Below are 19,177 nucleotides of genomic sequence, written 5' to 3'. Positions count from 1 at the left end.
ATGAAGAGGGGTTTTTAGTTTACCAGAAGTTTGTAGCCCCGGCCATGCACGTTGATGATCTCAACAGCCGGGTCTTCTTTAAGAAACTTGCGTAGTTTACTCAGAAATACGTCCATACTGCGACCGTTAAAATAGTTATCATCGTGCCAGATGTTCAATAAAGCTTCTTCGCGGGTGAGCACCTCGTTTTTATGCAGGCATAACAAACGCAGCAATTCTGCTTCTTTGGTGGAAAGCTTTTGCTGATTGCCGTTATTGGTAATTAACTGCTGCGTAAAGTCGAAATGATATTTACCGATGTCGAATTGTGACTGCTGTTGTACATCCTTTTTGTCAGGCGACGAAGCGCGTTTCAGCAGCGCGTTTATGCGTAACAGCAATTCCTCTATGCGAAAGGGTTTGGTGATGTAATCGTCGCCCCCTAAGCCAAAAGCCTGGGTTTTATCTTCTATCATGCCTTTCGCTGTCGCGAATATGATAGGCACATCAGCGTTTATTTTGCGTATTTCTTTGCCTAAAGTGAAGCCATCTTTTTTGGGCATCATTACGTCGAGGATCAACAGATCATAGCTTGATTTAGTAAACTCACGCAGACCCTCATCGCCGTCTTTGCTTAGTACCACGTCGAACTTGCCTTTTAACTGCAGGTAATCCTGTAACAGCAAACCCAGATTAGGATCATCCTCCACCAGTAGTATTTTCTTCATTAAGCAAGCGCAAATTTTAATTCAAACTCAGACCCTTTATCTTTTTCAGACCGTACCCCGATGCTGCCGTTCAATCGCTTAACAATGGTGTTCACATAACTAAGCCCCAAACCGAATCCTTTCACGTCATGCAAGTTGCCGGTAGGCACGCGGTAAAACTGCTCAAAGATCTTGGTCTGCTGGTCGCGGCTCATGCCAATGCCTTCATCTGCTACACAAACCACAATCTGGCCATCGGCATTCAACGTGCTTATGGTAATCTTCGGATCCTTGTCACTGTATTTTAACGCATTGTCTATGAGGTTGTATAACACGTTTGAGAAATGCAGTTCATCGGCCATAATAATGCTGTCGTCAGCTTCTAAGTGCATTGTTGTCTGAGCATTGTACTTTTGCAACTTCAGCTCCATGCTATCAAGCACGGCAGCCACCATCTCGTTCACATCAACCGGTTTAACATCCAGTTTAAAGTCGTTCTTTTCTATACGGGCAATATTCAGCACGCGTTCTATATGGCTGCCAAGGCGCGCGTTTTCTTCATAAATGATGCCGGCAAGTTTGGCCACCCTCGTCCTGTCTTCGGCAATTTCCACATCTTTTAGCGCTTCGCTGGCTATCATGATTGTGGATACAGGCGTTTTAAACTCGTGGGTCATGTTGTTGATGAAATCTGTCTTCATCTCTGATATCTTCTTCTGTTTTAATATAGAGAAGATGGTATAACCAAAGCACAATATTAGCACCAGCATCAATGCCCCGCTTGTAGCCATGCTGTAAGTCATGCGGCTAAGTAAGAAAGAACTTTTTTGAGGAAACGTGATCCTGATTTTACCCGGGTCACTTACTACTTCCTTACCAAAAATTGGCATCTCATAGGTATTTGCCGCCAGGAAAGAAGGCTTGCTGCCGGTGTCAAGCGCGCGGGAAAATATCAGCGAATCATTATTAGCCGTGCTTACTTCGTAACTGAAAGGCAGAGTTATACCCTTATTTTGCAGTTCCAGGCGTAAGACAGAATCTATCCAAACAGAGTCGATACGTTTCTCAAGCGGTTTACCTGCGCGCTGGTATTCCATAGCCAGATTTTGTATAACACTTGGCTGCTGCTGCGGCTTTTGTGATCTTGGCAGGTTGGCTAATGAGTCTGTCGCTAGTATTTTTTTTACCTGACGAATTTGCCGCTCCTTTTCTTTACGCATTTGCAAACGGGCCCACTCGGGGTTAATTTGCGGTATGATCATAGTTTGCGGGCCAAACTGCGGGTCTATATATTGATAACGTATCGTATCGAATTTAGAAAGCTTGATATGACGCTTCTGCATGGCATGCAGCGGCGAAATGATTTCGGGCATCATCCGCCGATGTACTATGCCGTACTCATCTATAAATTCAGAGACGTTTATCTTATAGTTTACAGAACCCTCCTGTGCTAAAGTGTAGATTTCGTCGTCCAGCTTATTACTTAAAATAATGTGCTTTAAACTATCGCGAAGCAAAGCGATGTGCCGCTGATGCGCGGTGTTTTTTTTGCGCAAAGCAGAACTATCTGAGATAACGGTTTTGTTGCCTAACGTACTGCTGTGTATACTGCGCACCATCAAATTATAATTGCGCTGGCGCATATCCCGCTCATCATTGGCACGGGCTTTTTCGTTTAAAAAGTTTATAGCATCAACGCGGGCAACTTTGTTTACAACTGTGTTAAGTGCTTCTTTTACAGAATGGTCAAACAAGTCTACCTGCAGGGAATAAGCCTGGCGCAGAAAGTACAGCTGCATAAACAGCACGCCTAACAGCGCGAAGCCCATGAGTCCTATAATTAAAACAATGCTTTTCTTCTTCATTATTTGCCAAACAAAAATATTTTAAAAAGCTGTGGCACAGATTAGCTTTAACAAATTTTAACATTTTTAAGCAGCCAGTTTAACACATTGGCGTTATGTTGTTTGTTACATTTGAGAAGTAAAACTATATACAACATGAAATTACCCCAAATAACCGCGAAACCAGGCTTCGAGCTTGTTTTTGCATTGAGCATTGCCGCCATCTTCGTTATCCCATCGGTCGTGATGGCACAAAGCCAAAAGAATACAGAGATCGTTATTACCAACGGCGATACTGTTATTAACGGAAAGAACATTAAAACCTTATCGCCGGCAGAGCGCGCAAGCGCAATGACCGACATGAATAAGCTAAAGGGCGATGGCCAGCGCAGACGCGTGATTATTGAGCGCCGTATGGATGGCGTTCCGGGACAACCGCCTATGATTGCAGGCGATGGTATGGCGCACCAATATGGCGACTACGTTGGCGGTGCTGCAGTACAAAGGCCAATGCACTTGAGACCTTTAAAGGATAGCGTTAAAACAATGACGTTTTCTTTCAGGACAGATGGAGACAATATGATGCCACCGCCGCCTGCAGGTGATCGCCCGATGCGCTTACGTTTTGACCGGAATGACGGACCAGTCCGTAACCGCGATTGGAGAATGAGCCGCCGCAACAGCCAGCGCTTTAGCTATTCTAATACGGATGCTAACGGTGTAAGCACAAACATCAATTACAGCGTTACAGAGCCAATGACCGATGAAGCAAGTGATGATAAAAAAGTTTTGGCGATAAGCGACATTAAGTTGGTGCCTGATTTTTCTACCGGTAAAACCACATTATCCTTTAACCTGCCTGCAAAAGCAGCCACTACAATTGAATTTATCAACAGTGATGACAAGATAGTTTGGAGCGACAGGGTAAATACTCAAAGCTTTAGCCGCTCATTTCCATTGCCATTAAATGGCATGTATAAGCTTGTTGTTAAACAAGGCAGCAAATCGGTGACTAAAAATATAATGAAGGAGGAGTAAAAGCCTCACCCAACCCGTCTCTAAAAGAAGAGGAACAAAAGCCTACAGCAAAGCCCTTTAAATTTTAAATGGCTTTGTTATAATAATCATGTCAAAGGATATCTTCAAATTTCCGCTTAAAAGATTCTCCCTAACATCTTTGCAATCCAACTTACAAATGCCACAATGAATACAGTAATTAAAGGATAAACCACTAAAAGTACATATCCATATACGACGGAGACTGAAGATAATGTTATAGCAGAAATTAAATAAAAAACCCATGATTTTATTTGCTTCCGCGTATAAATAAGGCCTATGAGTGAATAAGCATATAGATAAATAAACAAAAACAATATTGCGGTAATTATAAGGGTATACAATCCTCCAGTGAAGTAAATACCTGCGCCGAAAATTAAAATAACCCCGCCATTTAAAATTTTGAGTTTTTTTTCATCAGACAATAAAGACATAGAACCAAGATAAAGATTAATAATAAAGAACCTCCCCCTTTTTTTTTTTGGGGGGGGGTTGGGGAGAGGTCAAACTTATAAAAGCAAAGCCCTTTAAGAAGATCTTAAAGGGCTTTTTATTTTAAAGTCCTCTCCTTTGGAGAGGATTTAGGTGAGGCTGTTAAAACGGCAGATCGTCGTCATCTGCAGATGAGGTTAAATCTACAGGCGGAGCATATTCCGGAGCAGATGAACCTGCAGCGCCACCGTCAATTTTATTGATCTTCCATAACTGCAAAGAGTTAAAGTACGTTTTTTTGCCGGTTTTATCTGTCCATGGGCGGCCTTTTAAGTTAAAAGACACATCAACGTTATCACCCACCTGAACATTATCAAGCAAATTGCAACGGTCTTGTATCGCCTCAAATTTCAGATACTCAGGGTATTGAGGATTTTCTATATATTCTAAGATCAGTTCTCTTTTCTTAAGGGTCTCTGTAACCTGTTGGGTTGGCGACACTTCGTGTACTTTGCCTTTAATATCCATCTATGAAACTTTTAAAATGTAAAGTTAGCGTTTAACAAATAAAGCTATAAATTTTTAATTATAAATTCGCCGTTAATGAATGTTTTTGATACAGAGAGTAAGATCATTATTACCTGCAATAAAAGGTTATCGCCTTACTTGCAGAGCGAAGTTGAGGGTCTGGGTTATACGGTTGATCGCGCTTTTGCAACCGGGGTTGAGCTTAAGGGCACAGTGAATGATTGCATCCCGTTAAATCTTAACCTGCGCTGTGCAAGCCAGGTGCTGTATTTACTTAAAAGTTTTACCGCAGCCGATCCCAAAGAACTTTATGACAACCTGGTACAGATCGAGTGGGAAAAACTGATCGATTTTTCCGGCTATTTTTCGATCACATCAAACGTAAATAATGAGCATATTTTAACACCGCTTTTCTCTAACGTAAAAGTCAAAGACGCGGTAGTAGACAGGATAAAATCTGTAAAAGGCATCCGCCCAAATTCTGGTGCAGATCAAAACAAAGCGGTGCTGCATCTTTATTGGCAAGACGACCGCGCGGATATATTCATCGATACTTCCGGCGAAACTTTAGCAAAGCATAGTTACCGCAAAATACCAGGTAAAGCGCCTATGTTGGAGGCTTTGGCCGCTTCAACAATTATGGCTTCTAAATGGGACAGAAAAAGCAACTTCATTAATCCCATGTGCGGATCGGGGACTTTGGCAATAGAAGCCGCCCTGCTGGCGACTGAAAAGCCGCCGGGTTTCTTCAGGATGAACTTTAGCTTTATGCACTTTCTGGGCTATGACGAGCAGGTTTTCTTTGAGCAACGGCGTGTCTTAAAGGACAAGGCTATTAAACAACTTGACTTTAAGATCATCGCGACGGATATATCTGATGATGCAATAGAAGTGTCGCGTAAAAACGCAAAAACAGCGGGTGTAGAACATTTAATAGATTTTGCTGTTTGTGATTTTGCCGATACCGAAGTGCCTGAGGGTACAGGAGTGGTGATGTTTAACCCCGAGTATGGCGAGCGGTTAGGAACACACACCAAACTCGAGATCACTTACAAACGCATCGGCGACTTTTTAAAACAAAAATGCCGTGGTTACACCGGATATGTGTTTACCGGCAACCCTGATCTGGCGAAGAAGATTGGCCTTACAGCCAAACGCAGGATAGAATATTATAACGGAAAGCTTGATTGCCGTTTGCTGGAATATGAATTGTACGATGGCAGCAAACGAGAGCCCAAAGTAATTTAAATGAAGAGATTAGTAGTATTGGCAGCCGCCGTTATGGTTTCAATATCGGCAATGGCGCAAAAAGAATTGGCTTTTCCGTTTCAGGGAGGCCAGGAGGTGATGAATTCGTTCTTTAAGCAAAATTTTGAGCCGACAAATGATATTACTAAAAACGTTGCGGCCGGCCTGGTGATGCTAAAGTTTACTGCTGACATAGATGGCAACATTAAACGTATTGTGGTCTATTATGCCGATGATGTAGCCATGGCGCAGCCAGTTGCAGATCTGCTTAAAAAGACAGACAAAAAATGGATCATTCCGGATCATGAAAAGCAGCATGATTTTTTATTGCCCGTAAGCATCAATTATAATTTACCGGCTATAGGTCAGCAAGCCATCAAAAGAAAGTATCTGCAGTTCTACGCAAAGCGCAGCCCGCTGTTGACTAATAACCAGATTCCGCTTGATGCAGCAACTTTATTGCCCACTGTTACATTAAGTTACGATGCAGTTTTGCAATGAACTGAAAGTGAATGGCATTATTCATCTAAAAAAATTGTTAAAAAATAAATATTAAGTTTTTTAATCAAGTTTATCTATATATTGCAACCGAAAAATGGCCTGAAAGCCGAAAACGTATTAAACTAAAATTAATGAACATTTTTGTAGGAAGTCTGCCTTACTCGTTAAAGGAAGAAGATTTAAAAGAATTATTTGAAGCTTATGGCGAAGTAAGCTCTGCTAAAGTTATTATAGACAGAGAAACCGGACGCAGCAAAGGTTTTGGCTTTGTTGAAATGAGCGATGACGAAAGCGGTCAAAAAGCTATCGACGGCCTTAACGGTGTTGAAGTGAGCGGTCGTAGCATTGCTGTAAGTCAGGCCGAAGAACGCAAAGCGGGCGGCGGTGGCCGTAGCGGCGGTTTCGGTGGTGGCCGCAGCAGCGGTGGTTACGGCGGCGGCAGCCGTGGTGGCAACGGCGGCGGTTACGGTGGCGGCAGCCGCGGCGGTAACGGCGGTGGTTACAATAAAGGTGGCAACGGCGGCAGCCGTTACTAAATAACAAAGCCCGGTAATGAAAATTGCCGGGCTTTATTCTTAAACTCTGCCCGGTGCAGATATTGACGCTGTTGTAATCACAACGGCTTTTTTTATTTAAGGGCGATGCTGTTTTGTTAAAATTAGTTAAAGCAGATTTTTATAATCTCTATAAAAGCTTTAAATGTTATTTTTGAAGCACTATTAGGTATGGTAAAATTATGCCATCCCTTTAATTCAAAACAGATACAGTGAGACAATTTTTACCCCTCCCTATAAAGCTTGCAACCCTTGTAGCTTTTTTCGCATTAACTATTACTGCTTGTAAAAAAGATAGCACTACTACAACAGCGCCGACCATCTCAACCGGAACGCTGCTTACAGATGTGACAACTACAAGCTTCACGAGCGCTGGTGTTGTAACAGATTTAGGCACAAGTGCCATAACGGAAGTTGGCTTGGTTTACAGCTCTGCAAACCAATCGCCTACTACCTCTGATACCAAAGTAGCAAATGCCGCTTTGGTGGCAAACTATGCCATAACTATCAGCAACCTTACGCCGGGTACAACCTATTACGTACGTGCTTATGCAACCAGTGCGGCCGGTACATCTTATGGCAGTACAGTAAAAGTTACCACTCAAACTGCAGCTACCGCAACCGTTGCAACAGTTAGCACTTTTGCCGGAAGCGGCACAGCCGGATATGTAGATGGTGGCGCACTTGCCGCACAATTCAACAATCCGCAAGGTATGGTGGCAGATGCCCAAGGGAATATTTATGTATGCGATCAGTTTAACCACCTAGTTAGAAAAATTACCCCGGCCGGCGTGGTAAGTACTTTTTGCGGCAGCGGCGCGCTTGGCCATACAGACGGTCCCGCAGCAACAGCAGCTTTTTACAGCCCGTATGCGTTGGCAGTTGATAAACAAAACAACCTGTATATGACAGACCAGGGCAATAACCTGGTTATCAAAATAACCCCTGCAGGTGTCGCTACTACCTTGGCCGGATCTGGTATTGCGGGCTATGTTAATTCTAACACCGCTTTAACCGCGCAATTTAATGCACCACGCGGTATTGCTGTAGACGCGTCGGGCAATATTTACGTGGCCGATTCTAATAACAGCCGCATCCGCATGATCTCGACAGCCGGTGTGGTAACTACTTTTGCCGGTGGTGGAATTGGTTTTACAGATGATACCGGCGCCCTGGCGCTTTTCAGAACACCAACAGGTTTGGCATTTGATACTAACGGCAATTTATTTGTAGCCGATTATGGAAATTACGCCATTCGCAAAATAACCAGCGCAGGTGTAGTAACTACGGTTGCAGGTAACAGGTCCATCACTACCCTTATCGGCAACCCTAACGCCATCGCGATAGATGCTGCCAATAACCTATACATTGCTGATGGTACCGGCCGTGTGCTGCGCTTACAAAACTCGTCAGGTATCTTAAACAGCATAGCAGGCAGCGCCAGTGTATACGGTTTTGCCGACGGCACAAACACTGCTGCTAAATTTAATGTTCCGACTGGCATTGTTACTGTTGGTGGCGCGCTATATGTTGCCGATTACAACAATAACCTCATCCGTAAAATAACGATCACTAATTAAGGGTTAACCGAATAATAGGTTAAATACCTCATCGATCCCGGCAACAGGAATGATCTCGATGGTGTAGCGGGAAAGATCTATCCGTTGTTTATCTTGTTTGGTAGAGGGTAAGTTGTATTTCGAGATAAATATTTTTTCGAAGCCGAGTTTCTGTGCTTCAGCAATACGCTGTTCTACGCGGTTGACCGCGCGTATCTCTCCCGACAGTCCCAACTCACCTGCAAAACAAGTTTTAGATGGGACGGCAATATCTTCGTGAGAGGATATAATGGCCGCGGCAAGTCCCAAATCTATTGCGGGGTCTTCTACTTTTATACCACCGGTTATATTCAGGAATACGTCTTTAGCACCGAGTTTAAATCCACACTTTTTTTCAAGGACCGCTAAAAGCATGTTCATTCGGCGAGTGTCAAAGCCTGTAGCCGACCGCTGCGGCGTTCCGTATGGCGATGTACTCACAAGTGCCTGCGTCTCGATCAGCATTGGGCGCATACCCTCAAGCGTTGCTGATATGGTAATCCCGCTCAGAGCTTCATCTCGTTGAGAAAGCAATATTTCTGAAGGGTTAGATACCTCCCTCAACCCTACCCCTAACATTTCATAAATACCCAATTCTGATGCCGAACCAAAACGGTTTTTGATGCAGCGCAAAATACGGTATACATGGTGCCTGTCGCCCTCGAACTGTAGAACCGTATCAACCATGTGCTCCAGTATCTTGGGGCCGGCTATCATGCCATCTTTGGTGATGTGTCCAATTAATATTACCGGCGTGCCGCTTTCCTTTGCGAAACGCAGCAGTTCGGCCGTACATTCACGCACTTGAGATACGCTCCCCGGCGTCGACTCGATATGCGATGAGTATAGCGTTTGTATCGAATCGATTACCACCAGATCCGGCTCTGTTTGCTCTATTTGTTTAAAGATGTTTTGGGTAGAGGTTTCGGTAAGGATGTAACAACCCCCTCCGCCCCCTGAAGGGGGAACCGCATTTCCGCTTCCAAATTCAACTCCCCCTTCAGGGGGTTGGGGGGTAGCGTTTAGCCTCTCAGCTCTCATCTTTATTTGCTTTTCGCTTTCTTCGCCGGATACATATAGCACTTTAAGTCCCGGCATATTCATGGCCAACTGTAACATTAGGGTAGACTTGCCTATCCCTGGCTCGCCGCCGATCAATACCAGCGACCCGGCTACAATGCCGCCGCCAAGCACGCGGTTAAATTCCTGATCGGGTGTGGCAAAACGGTGCTCATCTTGTACAGCTATATCGCCAACCGCGACCGCTTTGTTAGACCGTTGCTGAGACGTCGAATTGGTGGCTTTCCAATCGGGCACAGATGAGTTTGGCTTTTCAATAACTTCTTCTACAAAAGTGTTCCACTGCTGGCATGCAGGGCATTTGCCCAGCCACTTCGGTGTTTCGTAGCCGCAGCTCTGACAGAAGTAAGTTGTTTTAGTTTTGGCCATTCTTTAAATGTTCAGATTTGAAGATGTGCAAATGTGCGGATTAAAGATAAGATAATTGCTAATTATTTTAGTTAGATTACGCTGCATTAAAAATAAAAAGCCTTCCGTTTCCGGAAGGCTTTTATTTGCACATCTGCACATATTCTCATTTGCACATCAAAGCTTGATCTCTTCTTCTTTCGAGTTGAAGAAGTGAAATTCTGTGATCTGATAAGCAGGGCTGCTTTTTACTTTGATCCACTGGTGATATTTAAAGTACCATTTCATCTGGCGGTTAACCAGTCCTTTTTTAATGTAGGCTTCTAAATAAGGGTGCACGCAAAGCGTAATATTTTTCTCATTCTGTTCTACGAGAATGTAATTGAAATTGGTTTCGATATCGTCTAACAACAATATCGACGGGCGAATAGCGCCGGTACCATGGCAGGTAGGGCAAACTTCGCTGGTAACGATGTTCATCTCGGGCCGCACACGCTGACGGGTAATTTGTACCAGACCAAACTTACTTGGCGGCAAAATGGTATGTTTCGCACGGTCGTGCGCCATTTCATCGCGAAGAAAGTCGAACAGATCTTTACGGTTTTGCGGCTTATGCATGTCAATAAAATCGACTACCACAATACCGCCCATATCGCGCAGACGCAATTGACGCGCAATTTCTCGGGCTGCCTCTTTATTTACCTGGAAGGCATTTTCTTCCTGGTTTTCTTTATTAGCAGTACGGTTACCGCTGTTCACATCTATAACGTGCAGGGCTTCTGTATGCTCGATAACCAGGTATGCGCCACCAGGCAGATTTACGGTTTTACCAAAAGCACCTTTGATTTGCTTTTCGATACCGTAATGTTCAAATATCGGGTCCTTGTGCTTATGCAGGCGGACAATGTCTTCAAGATCCGGCGATATCTCATGAACATAAGACTTTATCTCTTCAAAGATGCTGGTCTCGTTTACATAAATACGCGCAAAATCGGGGTTAAGGATATCCCTTAACAGGGTCGAGGTACGGTCTATCTCGCCCAATATTTTTTTAGCCGGTTCTGTTGCCGGCAACCGCGTCATAAAGGTTTCCCACTTCGATATCAGATCGAGCAGGTCCTTCTGTAATTCTACTACGCCCTTATTTTCGGATACTGTACGGATGATAACGCCAAAATGCTTTGGTTTTATACTTTCCACTATTTTACGCAGGCGGGTACGTTCTGTATTGCTCTTTATCTTTTTAGAGATAGAGATAGTTTCTGAGAACGGCACCAGCACCACGTAGCGGCCGGCTATAGATAAGTCTGAGCTTAAACGAGGCCCTTTGGTAGAGATAGGTTCTTTAGCTATCTGCACCGGTATGACTTGGTTCTTTGCTAAAACCTCTGATATTTTGCCCGATTTGCTGATATCAGCATCAAGCTTTATCTGATCGAGCAGTTTAGACTGGTAGCTGCCGCCGCGGACCTGCTTGGTAAGTTTAAGCAAGGTTTGTACCTGCGGGCCTAAGTCAAGGTAATGCAAAAACGCATCCTTATCATAACCTACATCAACAAAAGCAGCATTAAGGCCCGGCATAATTTTCTTTATGCGGCCCAAATAAATATCACCAACAGTATAATTGTTGGTGGCTTGCTCTTTATGAAGCTCTACGAGTTGTTTATCCTGTAATAATGCAATAGTAGCCCCGTTGGGGGTTGAATCGATAACGAGTTCTTTTATCAACTGCTACTCCATTTCTTTAATATGCAGCCTTGCCGCATAGGTAAAACAAATACATAAAAAGTTTACCTGCCTAAGGGGCAGGTAACAAAGCTAAAATAGCTTATTTCTTTTTGTGTCTGTTTTTTCTAAGACGCTTTTTGCGTTTGTGGGTAGCCATTTTATGGCGCTTACGTTTTTTACCGCTTGGCATAATTGTAATTTTTTTATGGGTTAACTAATCTTTTAATTCTTTTATAAACTGATCAATGCGCTGGCCAAATGCCGGGTCGGGCATCAGGTCTTTACATCGTTCATAGGCTGCAATGGCCTCTTTTTTCATGCCCAGCTGTTTATAGCTTTCGGCAAGATAAAACAAAGGTTCAACCTCTGCCTTTTGCGCGATAACGGTTTTAAAACGCGCTACTGCTTTATCATACTGCCCGCTCTTCATGGCAAACTGGCCAAGGTTAATGTTGGCGTTGCGGTTAGCAGGATCTTTCTTTACCACATCGAGCAGTAAGCTGATACCCTGCATCGGGCTGGCGGCACCACCATTTACATAAGCGATACCTAGACCTGTTTCCGCGTCCAGGTTTTCAGGCTGCAGTTTACGCGCATGCTCAAATGACTCTACCGAGTTTTGTACATATGCAGGCTGCACTAAAGTGTCTTGCGTAAACTTATACGCGTCATTAAACCTATTACCCGCGTTTAACCAGTTGGTAAAACTGTTGTCTTTGCGGGCAAGGTCCAGGTAATAAAAACCTGCAGGGGCCGGCTGGTTAACATCGTCCCATTGCTGGGCCAGTTGTTTTTGCAGGGCAGTTTTGGCGTTAGCATCGGGCGCCTTACTTAGCTTTTGTTCAAGTTCGGCAATTTTACCTGCCAGCGAAGGGCCTATGGCCGCTTTAGCCGATGCCGAAATCGCTTCGACATTTACCTGTGTTACCGGCCTCACAGCCGTGGCACCTGTGGCAACACCATTGCGGTGGCTGCTGTCATCTTTGGGCTTTACAAGCCCTTTAACAGGTAAAGAATACAAATAGCCCATTACAGCCACAACGGCTACAACTACAACTATTTGTTTCTTATTCATCACCTAAATTATTTTGATTTGGTTTTGTTACCGGTCTTCACCTTCTCTACGAAAGTTTTGGCAGGTTTAAAACTTGGTACAAAATGTTCCGGTATTATTATGGCAGTATTTTTAGAAATATTACGGGCTGTTTTCTTAGCTCTTTTCTTAACAACAAAACTACCGAAACCTCTCACATACACATTCTCGCCACTAACCATCGAAGTTTTTACAACCTTGAAAAATGCTTCGACAGTCTCTTGCACATCAATCTTTTCTATACCGGTCTTGGTTGAGATCTCAGTTATTATTTCTGCCTTGGTCATACTCTATTTTCCTTTATTTTTTTGTTAACTACTTAACTGTTTTGGGGTTGCAAAAGTATGGGTTTAAACGGAAACGCCGAAATAAAACCCGCATTTTTTTTGAAGCGTAACAAAATGCATACAAGCTCTTTTAGGGCGCAATAAGTAAATTTGTTATTCTATGAATTTTTCTGACACGCTGATCAACTGGTACCAGTCTAACAAACGCGATCTGCCCTGGCGCAACACTACAGACGCATACATTATCTGGCTGTCAGAGATCATCTTACAGCAAACGCGTGTGGAGCAGGGCATGCCCTATTTCTATCGCTTCGCAGAAAAATATCCAACCGTTACAGATTTTGCCGCCGCACCGGAAGATGACATTCTAAAACTGTGGCAAGGCTTGGGGTATTACTCGCGCGGCCGCAACATGCTGGTTACCGCCAAACTAGTGAAAGAACAACATGGCAATGTATTCCCTAACAGATATGACGAGCTGATCAAACTTAAAGGCATTGGCGAATATACGGCTGCAGCTATATCATCCTTCGCGGCTAATGAAGCAAAGGCGGTGGTAGACGGAAACGTTTACCGGGTGCTGTCGCGATATTTTGGAATAAATGAGCCTATTAATTCAACAACGGGCAAGAAGATATTTCAGCAAACAGCGAATGATGTTTTAAATAAAGAACACGCAGGACTTCACAACCAGGCGATAATGGAATTTGGCGCAATGCTGTGCAAACCTAAAAACCCAGCTTGCGGCATATGCCCCGTAAAAGAAGGGTGTTATGCATTTATGCACAATGCTACCACGGCACTGCCGGTTAAACTAAAGAAGCTTAAAATACGGGAGCGATTTCTCTACTATTTCCTTGTAACGGATGGCACCCGGATATTGCTTAATAAACGGGGCGATAAAGACATCTGGGCAAACATGTATGATTTACCATTAATAGAAACAATAGAGCCAGTAGTTGTAACTAAGATGGTACAATCAAACCAGGTAAAAGACAGGTTTGGTAACAAAATATATGTAAAATCTGTGGAAGGGCCTCACAAACACTTGCTTACCCACCAAAGATTAATGGTAACCTTTATTACTACTGATACAAAACCGAATAAAATGGAAGAAGGGTGGTTTTATACAGAAGTAGAAAATTTAAATAAATTGGCTTTGCCTAAAATCATTTTTATATTTTTAACTAAATTTTTTAAATTCAAATTTAATTCTCCCGGTTAAGCGTAAACGATAATGTCTGGAATAAACAAAGTAATACTTGTTGGTCACTTAGGTAAAGATCCCGAAATACGGCAGTTAGAAGGTGGAGTATCTGTAGTAAGTTTCCCTTTGGCAACTTCTGAAACCTTTAACAAAGACGGCCGTAAGGTAGAGCAAACAGAGTGGCATAACATAGTAATGTGGAGAGGACTTGCTGAAGTTGCATCTAAATACTTAAGCAAAGGCAAGCTTGTTTATCTGGAAGGAAAGTTGCGCACCCGCTCATTTGAAGATAAAGAGGGGATCAAGAAATATACAACGGAAGTTGTGGCCGAAAATTTTACAATGCTGGGCCGCAAAAGCGATTTTGAGGGCGAAAGCCAAAAAGCAGATAAAACCGAAGAGTCTAACCAGGATTTGCCTTACTAACTAACCAAACATAAACCGAAGCCCTTGCCTGATCTGGCAAGGGCTTTTTTGTTATGACTATTCCTGGTCGTTTTAAAAAAAGACGTCATCCGCGTAACCTTTGAAAAAGTGTAGGCGTATACTCCTTTTACAATTATACACACGCCAAATTAAACTGAACATGAGGAAGGTTATTTTAGCAGTATTACTGCTGGGGGCTTGTCGGCTTTATGCACAGCCAGTAAAAGATTTGGGTAAGTACAGCTACCTGTGCTTTGCGGTTAATAATAATAAAACCATTAATGGTACCTGTTTCTTCTACAAGTCTAACAAAAACTTATACCTGGTTACCAACTACCACGTTTTTTACGGCGCTGATATTTTAAACCATACCCGCATGCTCAATGTGGATACGTTGCGGATAAGCTACACCTCTACTAAAACCAATGAGCAGAAATTTTTTAAAATAGCAAACCGCACAGACTCTGTTCAATACTTTAACCACTATGACTCGCCGGACCTGATGGCAAAAAAGATCGTCACTGTTCCGGACGATATGGACGTGAATTGCATTAATGATTTGGTGGAGCCATCCTTCTTTAAAGAAAAGCCTGAATCGGTTGTTGTGTTCGGTTATCCTGCATTGATGAACAAGATCAAAGCTGCAGATGCCGTTGATGTGCAGAAGTGCTATCTTACAGGAAACATCGGGTCGGGCGATGTAAACAGCTTTGACCAGGCGCTTTCGACATGTTGTGATCAAAAGAATTTGCGTAAAGTGAAACGAAAGATAGACGGAAAAGAATTTCAAATGCAGATGACCGCTTTGCCCGGCTTCTCGGGTTCGCCGGTATATGGTAAATTCTACAAGAATGGCACCTATCAGTATAAGTTCATTGGGGTAATGTTCGCTTCGGACATCGTCAACAACACCTCGGTGGCCATTAACGGAAAGACATTTGCTGATTATATGAAGACATGCTCTATGGAATAGGCGGCTACGTTGCTAATTGTTTAGCTGGCCTTAGCAGCCATTGAATACAGAGCGCAGTCGAGATTACCAATCCGCAAGTGACCCCTATTACCGGTGCAGTTGTGACACGCATTGCCAAACCGGATATGTAAGCACCCAAAACATCGCACAAATTTACTACCGCCATGTAGGTTGTAAATTGTGATGCCTCAACTTTTTTAAGGCATAAGGCCATTAAGACTGGTATAGCTGCGATGCTGTACATAGGGTCGGCAAGGCTGTAAATGAGCATGCCGGTTACGCTTAAGCTTTTGTAGTGCCACCACATGCCCAACAAGCCAAAGAACAGCAGAAATCCGCAGATGGCATAAGTGACAATGCGCAGCATGCGCGGCGCGCCAAGCCTGTCTGCAAATACACCGCCGCACAACACCACAACAACTGTTACCAGGCTTCCCCAAGTGCCTTGCAATATAGACAGGTTATTATCGTCCCAGTGGAGGTTGTGGATAAGATGGAAAGAAAACGACTTTATAAAAACGCTAAGGCACAAATAAATCAGCGCGATGACGCTAAACGTTTTTAAGCTTATCTTATTTACAAAACCATTGTACAACTGTCTGAATAGCCATTTCAAATCGGGGTTATCATCTGCTGATACCGCCGCTTTCTCTATAGGTTTGGTATGAAATGATGGTATGTAACTATCCTCGCGGTCAACTTTAATGATGTAAGTAACAACAGTGAAGATCAATAGAAATATTACCTGCGCAGCGGCGGCATAGTAAAAACCATAAAAATGTACCAGTGTAGAAAATACCGCTGCACCGATAGCCACGCCGCAAACCATACCTACACGCATAAACGCGTTGATGCGGCCCTGTTGGTTTACGGGCACTATCGCTATAGCAAGCGCGTCTACACTGGCGTCCTGAACAGACGCAAAAATGCTGTGCGTAAAAAAAATGGCAAGAATGACGTGCACCTGCTTTACAGGGTCATGAACGAACAATAACGAGGTAAGTGTTAGCAGGGCCAGAAACTGGGAAAAAATGATCCAGTGCTTGCGCAAACCCATCAGCGAAAACTGGTAACGGTCTATCACCGCGCCCCAGATGAAGTTAATGATCCACGGGATGCCGATGATGGCATCAAAAGAGCCGATCGTCAATGCGTCTACGCCTTTACCAATAAGATAATTGGCCAGCGCCGTCAGCGCGAAGCCGGCCGGCACGCCCTGCATGGCATACAGATAAAAGAAAGTGAAATAACGCAAGGGAGCGCTATTCCTCAGTATTGGAAGGCTTATCAATTATAATTGGTATATATCTGCATATTAAGTATTCCTTTTCAGAAATCTTTTAAACGCATAATATAATTACAAGCAAATTCACCCCTTTAAGTTGTGCAGGGGAGGTTCGCTTATCGCGCCCCCGGCGGACAGTGTTCTTTTAGATAATTAGTGTAAAGTATTCTCAAATGCGCAGTAGTACCCGCTCCTTCAGAAATAGAGTGGGTGCGGTTTGGATAAGACATCAGCTGAAATTGCTTATTGTTTTTCACCAACTCATTTATCAACTGCTCCGCATTATTGTAATGCACATTGTCGTCGCCTGTGCCATGTATATACAACAGATTACCCCTTAACCCCTTAACGTGACTAATAGGTGAACCTTTTATGTAAAATGAGCGGCTTTGTTCGTCTGTAGGCACGCCCATGTAACGCTCCTGGTAAATGTCATCGTAAGTCAGCTGGTTTGCCACCGCGGCAATGGCTATACCCGTTTTGTAGATCTCGGGATATTGAAACATCAGGTTAAGGGTTGACGATCCGCCGCCGCTCCATCCCCAAACTGCTACGCGGCTGGTATCGGCATAAGGCCATTTTAACACTTCTTTTGCACCCATCGCCTGATCGCGAATGTTTACCACGCCGATGTTTTTATAAATCGCTTTACGCCATTCGCGCCCTTTTGGAGCGGGCGTGCCCCTGTTGTCCAGCGAGACATATAGGTAACCATCTGCTGCCATGCTGCCCTGGTATAAACGGTTAAGCGGATTGTAGTAGATGTCTGATACCGTTTGCGAAGCAGGCTCGCCGTAAACATAAAATACTACCGGGTACTTTTTAGCCGGATCAAAATCTTTGGGTTTTACCACCCATCCGTCAAGCGTTACTCCGTCTACGGTAGTTACCTTAAAAAACTCGGCATTGCTTTTAACAGGGCTTTTACCAGGTATAATCTCGTCGCCGCTAATATGGTTATGATCCTGCAGGCTAACATATTCTTTCACCGGCATAGTGGTTATATTGGTAAAGCTGTGAACAGCTACCGCATTATCCGGTGAAATCTCATACCGGTGATAACCGTTCTGCGAAACAGGTGAAACTCGCTCGGCCTTGCCGCCACTAAGGCTTGTTTTGTAAAGGAAGCGTTGGGTAGCATTTTCAGGCGAGGCAATAAAATAAAGTAACTGATTCTTGTTATCAACAGAGACAATTTGCATTACATCATAATCTCCCGGTGTTAAAAGTTTTGCCTGCCCCTCGCGGTTTATGCGGTAGGCATGCTGCCAGCCGTCTTTTTCGCTCAACCAAACAAATGATTTGCCATTATCTATCCAATCCCAACCCATTACTTTATTACTCACTTCTACCCAGGATTTATCCTCATCGCGGAAGATCACCCGTGCAGTAGCGTTAGAAACATTGCAAATAATGATGCGGCTTTGGTTTTGTGCGCGGTTAAGTTGCTGTAAGATCAATTCGTTTGAATTACCGGCCCACTCCATGCGCGGGATATAGTTTTGTATAGCATCGCCGGGCACGTTCATCCATTTGTTTTTCCCTGTAGCTACATTCACTACACCAATGCGGCACGCGCTTGGATTAACACCCGCTACAGGATATTCAACCGGTACGGTATGCGAATAAACCGAGTCAGTAGTGTTCAGCATCAGGTAGTTGGGTATAGTTGTAGCATTGATTTGCCAGTAGGCGATAGACGTCCCATCGGGCGACCAACGGAACCCATCACGGCAGTCAAATTCTTCCTCATAAGCCCAATCGAAAGTGCCATTTATCAGCTTTTTTGTACCACTGGTTGTAAGCGGTTTAATGAAGCCCGTCCTCAAATCCTCAACGTAGATGTTATGCTCACTTACATAGGCAACCTTCGACCCGTCTGGCGATAGCTTGGCAAACATCAATGACGACGAAGGTTTGCCTTTACCCAGCTGTTTCATGGCACCATTTTTTACATTGTATAGCCAATAGTCACCGCGTGTGTATTGTCGCCAAACTTTCCTGGTGTTGGTATTGATCAGCACATTGTCGCCGGCATCGGCAACCCTGAAGTTTTCGATACCGATAGTATCACCTTTTTTTATAACCAGCTTACTACGGTTAAGAAAGATTTGCGCGTTTTTAGGGTCGCGGACGTCTTCATAAACCAGGTTGCCCTTTTTTACATCATAGTAATGATAACCATCTTTGCCCCATTGAAAATTGCCTACCTGTGCATATAATTGTGTTTTGCTTATAGTCAGCATCATAATAAAGCTTAAAAGCGCGCCGATCTTTAAATTTTTTTTGTGCATTACATCAAA

General features: G+C 43.7%; 17 protein-coding genes. 8 read left to right on the top strand and 9 right to left on the bottom strand.

Annotated elements, in window-relative coordinates:
- Positions 1 to 14: 14 nt before the first annotated feature.
- On the bottom strand, positions 15 to 707 hold the full coding sequence (locus tag GO620_RS15825; RefSeq protein WP_157524730.1) for a response regulator transcription factor: 693 nt from the start codon (positions 705 to 707) through the stop codon (positions 15 to 17).
- Entirely contained in the window at positions 707 to 2,551 is a 1,845-nt protein-coding gene (locus GO620_RS15820; RefSeq protein WP_157524729.1) for a sensor histidine kinase, read from the bottom strand. The genes GO620_RS15825 and GO620_RS15820 overlap by 1 nt, the downstream gene beginning before the upstream one ends.
- Positions 2,552 to 2,686: 135 nt before the next feature.
- Between GO620_RS15820 and GO620_RS15815 the strand changes: the two genes are divergently transcribed.
- Positions 2,687 to 3,568, top strand: a complete 882-nt coding sequence (locus GO620_RS15815) for a hypothetical protein (protein WP_157524728.1) — start codon at positions 2,687 to 2,689, stop codon at positions 3,566 to 3,568.
- Positions 3,569 to 4,180: 612 nt separating this feature from the next.
- On the opposite strand, the gene GO620_RS15810 is transcribed toward GO620_RS15815, so the two are convergent.
- Positions 4,181 to 4,546 (bottom strand): DUF3127 domain-containing protein, encoded by a 366-nt coding sequence (locus GO620_RS15810; protein ID WP_157524727.1) that lies wholly within the window; start codon positions 4,544 to 4,546, stop codon positions 4,181 to 4,183.
- Positions 4,547 to 4,621: 75 nt separating this feature from the next.
- On the opposite strand from GO620_RS15810, the gene GO620_RS15805 reads away from it, so the two are divergent.
- The 4 genes from GO620_RS15805 (at position 4,622) to GO620_RS15790 (ending at position 8,429) form a co-directional block, all read left to right on the top strand.
- A complete protein-coding gene (locus GO620_RS15805; RefSeq protein ID WP_157524726.1) occupies positions 4,622 to 5,794 on the top strand; it encodes a THUMP domain-containing class I SAM-dependent RNA methyltransferase in 1,173 nt (390 codons plus the stop codon).
- On the top strand, positions 5,795 to 6,295 hold the full coding sequence (locus tag GO620_RS15800) for a hypothetical protein (protein WP_157524725.1): 501 nt from the start codon (positions 5,795 to 5,797) through the stop codon (positions 6,293 to 6,295). It begins immediately after the preceding gene.
- A gap of 131 nt (positions 6,296 to 6,426) precedes the next feature.
- A complete protein-coding gene (locus tag GO620_RS15795; RefSeq protein WP_157524724.1) occupies positions 6,427 to 6,831 on the top strand; it encodes an RNA recognition motif domain-containing protein in 405 nt (134 codons plus the stop codon).
- A gap of 230 nt (positions 6,832 to 7,061) precedes the next feature.
- Positions 7,062 to 8,429, top strand: a complete 1,368-nt coding sequence (locus tag GO620_RS15790) for an NHL domain-containing protein (RefSeq protein ID WP_157524723.1) — start codon at positions 7,062 to 7,064, stop codon at positions 8,427 to 8,429.
- 3 nt (positions 8,430 to 8,432) lie between these two features.
- On the opposite strand, the gene radA is transcribed toward GO620_RS15790, so the two are convergent.
- From radA to GO620_RS15770, 4 genes are all read right to left on the bottom strand, one after another.
- A complete protein-coding gene (gene radA / locus GO620_RS15785) occupies positions 8,433 to 9,896 on the bottom strand; it encodes a DNA repair protein RadA (protein WP_157524722.1) in 1,464 nt (487 codons plus the stop codon).
- Positions 9,897 to 10,052: 156 nt separating this feature from the next.
- Positions 10,053 to 11,603 (bottom strand): Rne/Rng family ribonuclease, encoded by a 1,551-nt coding sequence (locus GO620_RS15780; protein ID WP_157524721.1) that lies wholly within the window; start codon positions 11,601 to 11,603, stop codon positions 10,053 to 10,055.
- A gap of 214 nt (positions 11,604 to 11,817) precedes the next feature.
- Positions 11,818 to 12,678, bottom strand: coding sequence for a tetratricopeptide repeat protein (locus GO620_RS15775; protein ID WP_157524720.1), 861 nt, complete (start codon positions 12,676 to 12,678; stop codon positions 11,818 to 11,820).
- An 8-nt stretch (positions 12,679 to 12,686) separates the two neighbouring features.
- A complete protein-coding gene (locus GO620_RS15770) occupies positions 12,687 to 12,983 on the bottom strand; it encodes an HU family DNA-binding protein (protein WP_157524719.1) in 297 nt (98 codons plus the stop codon).
- A 160-nt stretch (positions 12,984 to 13,143) separates the two neighbouring features.
- Here GO620_RS15770 and mutY point away from each other — a divergent pair, with 160 nt between their 5' ends.
- From mutY to GO620_RS15755, 3 genes are all read left to right on the top strand, one after another.
- Positions 13,144 to 14,208, top strand: a complete 1,065-nt coding sequence (mutY, locus tag GO620_RS15765; RefSeq protein WP_157524718.1) for an A/G-specific adenine glycosylase — start codon at positions 13,144 to 13,146, stop codon at positions 14,206 to 14,208.
- A gap of 12 nt (positions 14,209 to 14,220) precedes the next feature.
- The gene (locus GO620_RS15760) at positions 14,221 to 14,616 is read left to right on the top strand and encodes a single-stranded DNA-binding protein (protein WP_157524717.1); all 396 of its coding nucleotides are present in this window, start codon (positions 14,221 to 14,223) and stop codon (positions 14,614 to 14,616) included.
- 160 nt (positions 14,617 to 14,776) lie between these two features.
- Entirely contained in the window at positions 14,777 to 15,589 is an 813-nt protein-coding gene (locus GO620_RS15755; protein ID WP_157524716.1) for a trypsin-like peptidase domain-containing protein, read from the top strand.
- Between the two features lie 4 nt (positions 15,590 to 15,593).
- On the opposite strand, the gene GO620_RS15750 is transcribed toward GO620_RS15755, so the two are convergent.
- Together GO620_RS15750 and GO620_RS15745 are read right to left on the bottom strand one after the other, a co-directional pair.
- A complete protein-coding gene (locus GO620_RS15750) occupies positions 15,594 to 16,880 on the bottom strand; it encodes an MFS transporter (RefSeq protein ID WP_200230328.1) in 1,287 nt (428 codons plus the stop codon).
- A 110-nt stretch (positions 16,881 to 16,990) separates the two neighbouring features.
- Positions 16,991 to 19,168, bottom strand: coding sequence for a S9 family peptidase (locus GO620_RS15745; protein ID WP_157524714.1), 2,178 nt, complete (start codon positions 19,166 to 19,168; stop codon positions 16,991 to 16,993).
- Positions 19,169 to 19,177 lie beyond the last annotated feature (9 nt).

This window comes from Mucilaginibacter ginkgonis (assembly GCF_009754905.2).
Taxonomy (GTDB): domain Bacteria; phylum Bacteroidota; class Bacteroidia; order Sphingobacteriales; family Sphingobacteriaceae; genus Mucilaginibacter; species Mucilaginibacter ginkgonis.
Note: the sequence above shows the minus strand (reverse complement) of the source record. Positions and strands in the feature narration are given on the sequence as shown.